The 10,726-nt window shown below is 72.9% G+C and carries 11 protein-coding genes; 3 read left to right on the forward strand and 8 right to left on the reverse strand.

What is annotated here, in order from left to right; genetic code table 11:
• Window positions 1–58 precede the first annotated feature (58 nt).
• Window positions 59–1,000, forward strand: coding sequence for a D-alanine--D-alanine ligase family protein (locus K1Y72_RS32200; RefSeq protein ID WP_308287325.1), 942 nt, complete (start codon window positions 59–61; stop codon window positions 998–1,000).
• A 931-nt stretch (window positions 1,001–1,931) separates the two neighbouring features.
• Here K1Y72_RS32200 and K1Y72_RS32205 read toward each other — a convergent pair.
• The 3 genes from K1Y72_RS32205 to rsmG all read right to left on the reverse strand — a co-directional run bounded on the left by K1Y72_RS32205 (window position 1,932) and on the right by rsmG (window position 4,707).
• Window positions 1,932–2,951 carry a ParB/RepB/Spo0J family partition protein gene (locus K1Y72_RS32205; protein WP_220170300.1) on the reverse strand — a complete coding sequence of 340 codons (1,020 nt, stop codon included), beginning with the start codon at window positions 2,949–2,951 and terminating at the stop codon, window positions 1,932–1,934.
• The gene (locus tag K1Y72_RS32210; protein WP_308287326.1) at window positions 2,948–3,829 is read right to left on the reverse strand and encodes a ParA family protein; all 882 of its coding nucleotides are present in this window, start codon (window positions 3,827–3,829) and stop codon (window positions 2,948–2,950) included. Before K1Y72_RS32210 ends, K1Y72_RS32205 begins: the two co-directional genes overlap by 4 nt.
• 224 nt (window positions 3,830–4,053) lie before the next feature.
• Complete coding sequence (rsmG, locus tag K1Y72_RS32215; RefSeq protein ID WP_308287327.1) at window positions 4,054–4,707, reverse strand: 16S rRNA (guanine(527)-N(7))-methyltransferase RsmG; 654 nt, start codon at window positions 4,705–4,707, stop codon at window positions 4,054–4,056.
• A 199-nt stretch (window positions 4,708–4,906) separates the two neighbouring features.
• On the opposite strand from rsmG, the gene K1Y72_RS32220 reads away from it, so the two are divergent.
• Window positions 4,907–5,365: a DUF6458 family protein gene (locus tag K1Y72_RS32220; protein WP_220170302.1), complete on the forward strand. Its 459-nt coding sequence runs from the start codon at window positions 4,907–4,909 to the stop codon at window positions 5,363–5,365.
• 197 nt (window positions 5,366–5,562) lie between these two features.
• On the opposite strand, the gene K1Y72_RS32225 is transcribed toward K1Y72_RS32220, so the two are convergent.
• From K1Y72_RS32225 to rpmH, 5 genes are read right to left on the reverse strand one after another with little or no spacing between them, the layout of a single operon-like run.
• A complete protein-coding gene (locus tag K1Y72_RS32225; protein ID WP_220170303.1) occupies window positions 5,563–6,048 on the reverse strand; it encodes a Jag family protein in 486 nt (161 codons plus the stop codon).
• Between the two features lie 37 nt (window positions 6,049–6,085).
• A complete protein-coding gene (gene yidC / locus K1Y72_RS32230) occupies window positions 6,086–7,024 on the reverse strand; it encodes a membrane protein insertase YidC (protein ID WP_220170304.1) in 939 nt (312 codons plus the stop codon).
• Entirely contained in the window at window positions 7,017–7,361 is a 345-nt protein-coding gene (gene yidD / locus K1Y72_RS32235; RefSeq protein WP_220170305.1) for a membrane protein insertion efficiency factor YidD, read from the reverse strand. Before yidD ends, yidC begins: the two co-directional genes overlap by 8 nt.
• A gap of 21 nt (window positions 7,362–7,382) precedes the next feature.
• Window positions 7,383–7,844, reverse strand: a complete 462-nt coding sequence (gene rnpA / locus K1Y72_RS32240) for a ribonuclease P protein component (RefSeq protein WP_220170306.1) — start codon at window positions 7,842–7,844, stop codon at window positions 7,383–7,385.
• Window positions 7,845–7,856: 12 nt separating this feature from the next.
• Window positions 7,857–7,994, reverse strand: a complete 138-nt coding sequence (gene rpmH, locus K1Y72_RS32245) for a 50S ribosomal protein L34 (protein ID WP_220170307.1) — start codon at window positions 7,992–7,994, stop codon at window positions 7,857–7,859.
• Window positions 7,995–8,650: 656 nt separating this feature from the next.
• Here rpmH and dnaA point away from each other — a divergent pair.
• On the forward strand, window positions 8,651–10,666 hold the full coding sequence (gene dnaA, locus K1Y72_RS32250) for a chromosomal replication initiator protein DnaA (protein ID WP_220170308.1): 2,016 nt from the start codon (window positions 8,651–8,653) through the stop codon (window positions 10,664–10,666).
• Window positions 10,667–10,726 lie beyond the last annotated feature (60 nt).

The following is a 10,726-nucleotide window of genomic DNA, read 5'->3' on the forward strand; positions in this document are numbered from 1 at the left end:
GCCGGCTCCCCGACCCCGGGGGGCCGGCGTTCTCTCGTTCATGGGGAAGGGGCCTGGCGTGGAGCTCGGGCATGTCGTCGTTCTGGCCGGGGGCCTGTCGTACGAGCGGGAGGTGTCGCTCCGCTCGGGGCGCCGCGTCGCGGACGCGCTGCGCTCGCTGGACGTGCCCGTCGTCCTCTACGACTCCGACGCCTCCCTGCTGGACCGCCTCGCCGCCGACCCGCCCGACGTCGTCTTCCCGGTCCTGCACGGCGCCTCGGGCGAGGACGGCGCCGTCCGCGGCGTCCTGGACCTGCTGCCGGTCCCCTACGTCGGCGCCCGCCCGGACGCCTGCCGGATCGCCTGGGACAAGCCGGCGGCGAAGTCCGTCGTCGCCGCGGCGGGCCTCGCCACGCCGCCGTCCATCGCGCTGCCGAAGGAGGTCTTCCACGACCTCGGCGCGTCCGCCGTCCTCGACCGCGTGGTGGCGGCGCTCGGCCTCCCGCTCTTCGTGAAACCGACCCGCGGCGGCTCCGCGCTCGGCGCCTCCGCCGTCCACTCCGCCCACGAGCTCCCCGCCGCGATGGTCGGCTGCTTCGCCTACGGCGACACCGCCCTCATCGAGCGGTGCGTCGAGGGCACCGAGATCGCCGTCAGCGTCCTGGACCTCCCGGACGGCCTCCGCGCCCTGCCGCCCGTCGAGATCGCCGCACCGGGCCGGCTGTACGACTACACGGCCCGCTACGAGGCGGGGGAGACCGAGTTCATCGCCCCGGCCCGCCTCTCCCCGGCCGTCACCGAGAAGGCCACCGCCGCCGCCCTCACCGCCCACCGCGCCCTCGGCCTGCGCGACCTGTCCCGCACCGACATGATCGTCGACCGCGCGGGCGAGGTGCACTTCCTGGAGGTGAACGTCGCACCCGGCATGACCGAGACGAGCCTCCTGCCCCGCGCCGTGAAGGCCGCGGGCCTGAACCTGGGCACCGTCTGCCGCGACCTCCTCCTGCGCCGCTTCCCCTGACCGAAGGGCGCCCCTCCTCGTTTCACGTGAAACGCCCCGGGTACCTCTCGCCCTTTCACCCCGAACGTTTCACGAGAAACCTCGCCCGCCCCCGATCGGAAGGCGACCGCTCGCGCCCACCAGATGGTCCGTGGCCATGTTTCACGGGAAACCTCGACTCCCCGTGAGACTCCCCACCCCGCTCATCCGTTTCACGACGCCGACCGGCGGCCACGCCACCGCGACGGCGCGCCTTGGGAGCCGCAGCCTCCTGACGAGTCCTCGCGCCCCCTTCAGGGTTCGGACGATCCAGAGATCACGGGAGCACGTCCAAGCCCGGTGGCGTGCCTCACCAGGCGACGGTCCACATGCGGCACCGCCCCAGGGGCAGGAGCGCCCTGGTAGATGGCTGCGGGGTTCGCAGGACGCGGGCGAGCTGGAGATCGCTGCGGCGCCTTCGAACCTGACGGCACGCTCGCAGGGGACGGTCGACCTACTGCGCCGTCGAGCCGGGGCCGGACCCCGGATGGTGCTGCCGGAGCCTTGCAGGGCTCCGGCCGGCCGGAGATCGTGGGGCGTATGTGAGCACGGCCGCCCCCTCACGGGCACCGGCCCATATGCGGCGCCGTTTCGGGAGCCCCGGTCACCGGACGGGTGCCCACCGGGCCTGGCAGTGCTCGGCGAGCCGGCGAACGCGGGGGGCGTCCGAATCTGGCGGTGCGTCTCACGGGGACGGTCCGCCTGCTGCGCCGTCGTGGGAGGGCCGCCGTGGGTGGGCGTCCGCGGTGCCCTGGAGGGTCCGGACGGGCCGGAGATCGCCAAGGCGCACCCAGGCCCGGCACGGGCACCGGGGGCGCTCAGGGGATCACTGGGGCTCGTGGGGGAGCGGGGAAAGCGGAGCGCCCCGGAACCGGGAGCGGTTCCGGGGCGCGTTCGGCGCGTGCGGCAGGGGCTAGCGGTCGTCCAGGCCGCCGTCGGCGAGGCCGCGGTCGTCGGGGACCATCGACTTGATGATGCGGTCCAGGTCGTCCAGCGAGGCGAACTCCACCACGATCTTGCCCTTGCTGCGGCCCATGTCGACGCGGACCCTGGTCTCGTAGCGGTCCGAGAGCCGGTCGGCGAGCTGCTTCAGCTCCGGCGCCGGGGTCGCCTTGCGGCGGCCCTGGCGCGGGGCGGGCGGCCCGTCCTCCACCTCGCGCAGCGCGATGATCTCCTCGACGGCGCGGACCGACAGGTTCTCGGCGACGATCCGGGCGGCGAGGTGCTCCTGCGCCTCGGCGCTGTCCAGCGACAGCAGGGCGCGGGCGTGGCCGGCGGAGATGACGCCCGCGGCGACCCGGCGCTGCACCAGCGGCGGCAGGTTCAGCAGCCGCAGGGTGTTGGAGATGTGCGGGCGCGAGCGGCCGATGCGGGCGGCGAGCTGCTCGTGGGTGACGTCGAAGTCCTTGAGGAGCTGCTCGTAGGCGGCCGCCTCCTCCAGCGCGTTCAGCTGCTGGCGGTGCAGGTTCTCCAGCAGCGCGTCGCGGAGCATGTCGTCGTCGGAGGTGGCTCGGATGATGGCCGGGACGGCGGTGAGGCCGGCCCGCTGCGCCGCCTGCCAGCGCCGCTCCCCCATGATCAGCTCGAACTCGTGGTCGGCGGCCTCGACGCGGCGGACCACGATCGGCTGGAGCATGCCGACGATGTGGATCGAGTCGGCGAGCTCCTGGAGCGCGTCCTCGTCGAAGTGCTCGCGCGGCTGGCGCGGGTTCGGCCGGATGCTCTCGGGCTTCAGCTCGGCGAAGAACGCGCCCGCGACGGGCTGCTGCACCGGGGCGCCGACCGGGGCGGCCGCGCCGTCCGAGCCGGTGCCGTTCGGCCGGGCGCCGCCGCCCGGCGCCTGCTCGCCCGGCGCGGCCGGAGGAGGCGGCGGGGCGGTGGGGATGAGGGCGTCCAGGCCCTTGCCGAGTCCGGGGCGTCGTTGCCGGCTCACGTGGCCTCTCCATTGCGGTGGGCGATCTCGGAGGCGGCCTCGCTGTAGGCGAGCGCCCCGCTGGAGCCCGGGTCGTAGGTCATCACCGACTGCCCGTAGCTGGGCGCCTCGGACACCCGGACGCTGCGCGGGATCACGGTGTTCAGCACCACGTCGCCGAAGTGGTTCCGCACGTCCTCGGCGACCTGGGCGGCCAGCCGGGTGCGGGCGTCGTACATCGTCAGCAGGATCGTGGAGACGTTCAGCGTCGGGTTCAGGTGCGAGCGGACGAGGTCGACCGTCCGGATCAGCTGGCCGAGGCCCTCCAGGGCGTAGTACTCGCACTGGATCGGGATGAGCAGCTCGTCGCCGCCGACGAGGGCGTTGACGGTGAGCAGCCCGAGCGACGGCGGGCAGTCGATGAGGACGTAGTCGAACTTGTCCTTGTCGTAGGCGTCCAGGGCGCGCTGGAGGCGCGACTCGCGGGCCACCTTGGAGACGAGCTCGATCTCGGCGCCGGCGAGGTTCAGCGTCGCCGGCGCGCAGAACAGGTTGGGGATCTCGGGGGCCGGGACGACGATGTCGGCGAGCGGCACGTCCTCGATCAGCACGTCGTAGATGGACGGCACGTCCGCGTGGTGGTCGACGCCGAGCGCGGTGGAGGCGTTGCCCTGCGGGTCCAGGTCGACGACCAGGACCTGCGCGCCGTGCATCGCGAGCGAGGCCGCCAGGTTGACCGAGCTGGTGGTCTTGCCCACCCCGCCCTTCTGGTTGGCGATCGTGACGACCCGGCAGCGCGCGGGCCGCGGCCAGTCGCGGTCCGCTCCGCCCGGCTTGGACTTGGGTGCGGCCGCCGAGGTTTCATGTGAAACCTTGGCGTCCTTCAGCGCCTCGCGCACCAGTTCCGACTCCCCCTGATTCGGACGCCGGGCCGCCGGTGCGGCGGCCGGGCCGCCGGTCGGCACGTAGCCGACGTTCTCCGCGGTCCCCGACGTCGTGCTTCCCCAATTGGCGTGCCCGGAGGGCGCCGCCTCCGCCGCGGTCTCCCCCGGTCCGGGATCGGGCTGCTGATCGTCGGGGGTTTCGCCGGCGCGATCAGGCCAGCCCTGTCCTGGTCCGGTGCTCATGAAGACCTCTTCCTCGACCCTGGGGCCCGCCGGGGGGCGCGCGCTCCGGCGACCACGCGGACAAGCGTTGTCGGCGGGTCGACCTTACCGCGCCCGACTTGCAGCAGTTCGGTGCTCCGCACACCGAATCGGTCCAGCACGGGCCCCGCCTCCGCCAGTTCCGCGGCGGCGCGCTCGCCCTTCAGCGCGAGCAGCTCGCCGCCCGGCCGGAGCAGGGGGAGGGCCCAGCCCGCCAGCCGCTCCAGGGGGGCGACGGCGCGCGCCGTCGCGACGTCCACCGTCAGCTTGCCGGCGTGCTCCTCGGCGCGCCCGCGGAGCACCGTCACGTTGCCGAGCTTCAGCATGCCGACGGCCTCGTCGAGGAAGGTGGTGCGGCGGAGCAGCGGCTCCAGCAGCGTGATGTCCAGATCGGGCCGGACGATCGCCAGGACCAGGCCGGGCAGCCCGGCGCCGGAGCCGATGTCGACGACGCTCGCCGCCGCCGGGATCGCCTCGGCCACCACCGCGCAGTTGATCAGATGCCGTTCCCAGAGGCGGTCGACCTCGCGGGGGCCGATCAGCCCCCGCTCGACGCCCGGACCCGACAGGAACTCCGCGTACTGCTCCGCGACCGGCAGCGCGTCACCGAAAACCTCACGTGCGATCCCCACCGCCGAATCGTTCCACAAAAGGCACGGCACCCGCACACGGGTGCCGCCGGCCGGGCGATTCATGACCGGCAGAGGGGTGTGACCAGTCCGGCAGGTCGTCTTACCTCCACGTCCGTCCCCTTTTCGGATAAAGGCTGGACGGGCGGGTAAGGAGCGGGTCAAGTGCTGCCCGCCCGTCACGGAAGGAGGCTCCGAGGCAATGGGTATCGGAGTCGGACTTGCATTCCTGGCCATCGGAGCGATCCTGGCCTTCGCCATCCGCGCCGACCTCAGCGGGGTGGACATCCACCTGGTCGGCTGGATCCTGATCCTCATCGGGATCCTCAGCCTGGTGTTCACCTTCAAGCTCAACCGCCGGGGCGAGAACCCCGACGAGGTGTTCGAGTCGGTCCGCGAGGAGCGCGAGCGCGAATCCCGCCCCGAGACGCACGTGGTGCGCGAGGAGCGCATCATCGAGCGCCCCGTCCGCGCCGACGGCGAGGTCGTGGAGCGGATCGTCGAGGAGCGGCCCGTCCGCCGCGAGGCGCCGCCGGTCCGCAACCCCAACGACCCGGCGTTCGCGAACGACCCGGCGTTCGCCAACGACCCCGCGGTGGTGAACGACCCGGCCCTGGAGAACGGCCCCCGCCACCTTCCGACCCACGACGAGCTGCGCTGACCCGTCCGGCGCGCGAGCGGCGCTGAATCCCGCGGACCGCCCGGTGTGCCAAGGCGGCGGTGCACACCGGGCTCACGCAGAGGCCCCGTCCTCCGGCGGGGCCTCTGCCCTGCCCGCGAACGGCTCCGGACGACCGCCGAGACGGCGGCGGCCCCGCACCCGATGCCCGGGTGCGGGGCCGCCGCCGTCTCGCTCGATCAGGAGGGGTGGACCACCACGTAGCGCTCGGGCTCCTCGCCCTCGGACTCGCTGCGCAGCCCGGCCGCCGCGATCGCATCGTGCACGATCTTGCGCTCGAACGGCGTCATCGGCGCCAGCGGCTTGGCCTGCCCGCCCTGCTTGACCTCCGCGGCGACCTCCTCGCCGAGGCGGGTGAGCTCGGCGCGGCGGCGCTCCCGGTAGCCGCCGATGTCGAGCATCAGCCGGGTCCGGTTGCCGGTCTGGCGGTGCACCGCGAGGCGGGTCAGCTCCTGGATCGCCTCCAGCACCTCGCCGCGCTTGCCGACGAGCTCGTCCAGCGCCGCGCCGACCACCGCGACGACGGCCCGCTCGCCCTCGACGTCCATGTCGATGTCGCCGTCGTAGTCACCGATGTCCAGCAGGCCCTCGATGTAGTCGGCGGCGATCTCGCCCTCCTGCTCGAGGGCCTGGACGTCGACCTCGGTGGTGTCGGTCTGGCTCAACGGAGTCTCTCCTTCTTCGGCGGGACCGGAACTCAAACTAGCGCTTCGACGTGCCGCTGCGCTTGCTGCGCGGCTTGCGGGTCGGCTGGTTCCGCACGACCTTGGCCTTCTCGGGCTCGGGCTCGGGCGCCGGCTCCGGCTCCTTCTTCAGCCGGGCCTTCAGGCCGGTGGCGGGCTTGTCGTCCTTGGCCGGCGCGGGGGCGGCGCCGTCCGCGCCGAGCGGCGGGTACTTGGAGTAGATGTAGTGCTGCTGCGCGAGGGTCCAGCTGTTGGACGTCACCCAGTACATGAGGACGCCGAGCGGGAAGCCGAGGCCGAACAGGCCGAACAGCGGGGCGAGGAAGACCATCATCTTCTGCGCCTGCGCCATCGGGTTGGCGTCGTCGGTGACGGGCTGGCGCTTCATGCTGGCCCGCACGGTGAAGAAGGTCGTGCAGGAGGAGACGACCACCGCGATGCCGGTGATGAGGATCGCGCTCCAGCTCTTCGGGTCGGCGCCCCAGGCGTGCAGGAACGTGTCGGGGATGTGCGCGCCGAAGATGTTGGCCTTCTGGGCGCTCTGCACCAGCTCGGGCGACAGCGCGAACACGCCGGTGCCGGGCTTGGCGTCGGAGATCCGCTTCAGCGTCTGGAAGAGGCCGATGAACACCGGCATCTGCACGACCAGGGGGAGGCAGCCCGCCAGCGGGTTCGCGCCGTTCTCCTGGTAGAGCTTCATCACCTCCTGGTTCATCCGCTGCTTGTCGTTCTTGTACTTCTTGCGCAGCGCCTGAACCTTGGGGTTCAGCTCCTGCATCTTGCGGGAGGCGTGGATCTGCTTGACGAACAGCGGGACGAGCGCCAGCCGCAGCAGGACGGTCAGCAGGATGATCGAGCCGCCCCAGGCCCAGCCGCTGTCCTTGGGGACGACCAGGCTGAGCCCGCTGTGAATCCAGACGATCAGGTGGGCGACGATCGAATACAACCAGTCAAGCACCGGGCAGCTCCTTGGGCTCTGCTAGGGCGGGACCGCTTCCCTCGCGGCCGCGGGTAGGCGAGTCGGGGGCCGCCGGTGCGCCCTCGCGGGGCGGTACCGGGTCGAATCCACCACGGTTGAAAGGATGGCATCGGCTGATGCGGCGGACGGTGAGCCAGCCCCCGCGGAGCGCGCCGTGCACCTGGAGGGCCTCCAGGCCGTAGGCGCTGCACGAGGGCTCGAAGCGGCACACCGGTCCGAGCAGGGGGCTGACGAAGCGGCGGTAGCCGCGGACGAGCAGGATCAGCGCCCGCGCGACCGGGCCGGCGGGCCGCTGCGCGTCGCGCCGGTCAGGCACGGGATCCCCCGGCCGTACTCGTCATTTTCGCCCCTTGGACGCGGGCCGCAGGAGCCGGTCGAGCGCCGACTCCACATCCGCGGCCAGTTCGTCGTCGCGCGCCGCCCCGGCGGCGGGGTTGGCGCGCACTACGAGCAGGCTACCGCGCGGCAGCCGGTGCAGGTGATCGCGGAGCCGGTGCCGCAGGCGACGCCGGACCCGGTTGCGGGTCACGGCGTCACCGACGGTCCGGGCCACGATGAAACCGACCAGCGGCGGCGCGTCCCCCGCCGGTCCGGTGCCGGACGTCCCGGCGCCGGCGGAACCGGTGCCCGCGGTCCCGGCGCCGGCGGATCCGACGGCGGAGGGGCCGGTGTCGGAGGGCCCGGGATCGGACGGCCGGAGGAGGTGTAGGACGACAGTCGGCCGTCCGGCGCGGCGACCGCGCCGGACGGCCGACGTGAACTCGTCCCGCCGCCGCATCCGGTTACCGGACGGCAGCATGTGAGGGGAGGATCAGACCGCGATGCGGGCGCGGCCCTTGCCGCGCCGCGAGGCCAGCACGGCGCGACCCGCACGGGTACGCATCCGCAGCCGGAAGCCGTGCTTCTTGTGGCGACGACGGTTGTTCGGCTGGAAAGTACGCTTGCTCACGAGAGGCTCCAGGTGCTGCGGTCGTTGGTCTAGAGGCGCGATGGCTCGCATCGAGGGCCGCGTCCGGTCCCCCGCAGCGGGGGCCCGTCCGCGCTCGCGGGGAGCGGGCGGGCACGCGTCATCTCCGTCGATGCGACTCGACCTCAGAACGTTACGGGCTACCGGCCCATCAGGTCAAACGGAGACAGGGTGGCGGTGAACACCCGCACCCCCCGCACGACGCCTCCGGCGGCCGCCCTCCGCGCCCGTCCGCGCCGGTCCCCGCGCTCGTCCCCAGCGTGTCCACAGCGCCGGCGGCGCCTGTGGACGAACACCGCCCCCGGGGTTCCTGTTGCGGGGCCCGAAAGGCAGCCGCTACAGTTTCCCCCTCCGGTGAGCGGCCCCGACGCGGCGGCTCCCTCTGGTCCAGCGATCCCCCTGACCAGGCACGACACTCCCCGCGAACGTTCAAGATCCCGTGCGCCGACGACTTTTGCACAGGGATCTCATGCTCATGCACAGTCTGTGGACAACTCTGTGGACAACTCGTGAGAGAGTAATCATTCCGCGGCGCCATCGTGGTCTTTGCGGCGGTTCACACCAGTGGAACGACAGGGACTCGGCACGGACAGGTCAGGTGCCCCGGCAACCGGGGGTGGTGGGGAGGGGCCTTGCGCATGGACGGTCAGGATCTCGGGTCGGTCTGGTCCCGCACCCTGACGGCGCTCGGCGAGAGCGATCTCACCCCGAGCTACCGCGCCTGGCTCCCCATGGTCCGCCCGCTCGCGCTGATCGAGGGCACCGCCCTGCTGGCGGCGCCGAACGAGTTCGCCAAGCACGCCCTGGAGAACCGCCTCCGCAGCCTCATCACCCAGGCCCTGTCGCACGAGCTCGGCCGCGAGATCCAGGTGGCCGTCACCGTCCAGCCCGAGCCCTCCGCGGCGGGCGGCGAGCCGGGGCAGGCCCCGCCCGACCGCGACGCCGAGTCGTCCCCCTCCTACGGGGACCGCTCCTACGACTCTTTCGAGGAGCGCCCCTACGAGCAGTACGACTCCTCCTACGAGGAGCGCCCGTACGGCGACGACCGCTCGTACGGCGAGCGGTCCTACGGCAACGAGCAGGGCTCGTTCGGCGGCCGCCCCCAGCAGGGCGGCGACCGCTTCCCTCCCCCCGGCGAGGACCGCGGCTGGCCCCAGCGCGACGGCGAGCACGGCGGCGCCTTCCCCGCCGCCCCCCGCCCGCCCGCCTACGGCGCCGGCCCCGAGCGGCGCGGCTCCCGCCCGTCCCCCTTCGAGGGACGCGGCCAGCAGAACGGCTTCCCCGGCGACCGCGCCCGCCCCGGGCAGGAGGGGTTCGGCGGCGAGCGCCAGCAGGGCGCGCCCGCCCCGTCCCACCTCAACGACCGGACGCTCGGCGCCTCCAGGCCCGGCGGCCCGGGCGGTCCCGGTAGTCCGGGCGGGCGCGGCGAGGCGCAGGGAGCGCGCGGCGGCGAGGAGCGGTCCGGCTCCGACGACACGGTGCTGACCCGCTCCGACGACGCCTTCACCAGCGAGGCGTTCGAGTCGTTCAAGGCCGGCGAGCAGTACCGCGGCGACGAGCCCGCGGGCGGTCCCGCCGGCGCCCCGGCGGGCGGCGCGGCCGCCCCCGCCGCGGGCGGCGACCGGCTGAACTCCAAGTACACCTTCGAGACGTTCGTCATCGGCTCGTCCAACCGGTTCGCGCACGCCGCCGCCGTCGCCGTCGCCGAGCAGCCCGCCAAGGCGTACAACCCGCTGTTCATCTACGGCGACTCCGGCCTCGGCAAGACGCACCTGCTGCACGCCATCGGCCACTACGCGCAGAGCCTCTTCAACGGCGCGCGGGTGCGGTACGTGAGCTCGGAGGAGTTCACCAACGACTTCATCAACTCCATCCGCGACGGCAAGGCCGACGGGTTCCGCCGGCGCTACCGCGACGTCGACATCCTGCTCGTGGACGACATCCAGTTCCTGGAGGGCAAGGAGCAGACGCAGGAGGAGTTCTTCCACACCTTCAACACGCTGCACAACGCCAGCAAGCAGATCGTCATCTCCAGCGACCGGCCGCCCCGCGAGCTCGTCACGCTGGAGGACCGGCTGCGCAACCGGTTCGAGTGGGGCCTCACCACCGACGTCCAGCCGCCCGAGCTGGAGACCCGGATCGCGATCCTGCAGAAGAAGGCCCGCCAGGAGGGCCTGGTCGTGCCGCCGGACGTGCTGGAGTTCATCGCCTCCCAGATCGCCACCAACATCCGCGAGCTGGAGGGCGCGCTCATCCGCGTCACGGCGTTCGCCAGCCTGAACCGCCAGTCGGTGGACCTGAAGCTCGCCGAGATCGTGCTGAAGGACCTCATCCCCAACGACTCCGGCCCCGAGATCACCGCATCGATGATCATGGCGCAGACGGTGGAGTACTTCGGCACCACCATCGACGACCTGTGCGGCCCGTCCCGGTCCCGGATGCTGGTGACCGCCCGCCAGATCGCCATGTACCTCTGCCGGGAGCTGACCGAGCTGTCCCTCCCCAAGATCGGCCAGCAGTTCGGCGGCCGCGACCACACCACGGTGATGCACGCCGAGCGCAAGGTCCGCAGCCTGATGGCCGAGCGCCGCGCCATCTACAACCAGGTCACCGAACTGACCGGCCGCATCAAGCACCAAGCCCGCAAACGCTGACCCGCACCCCCTCCCTCCCTCCCCCCCCCCCCCCCCCCCCCCCCCCGCGGGGGGGCGCCC

Origin of the sequence: Actinomadura parmotrematis, from assembly GCF_019458805.1 — a bacterium.
Taxonomy (GTDB): domain Bacteria; phylum Actinomycetota; class Actinomycetes; order Streptosporangiales; family Streptosporangiaceae; genus Spirillospora; species Spirillospora parmotrematis.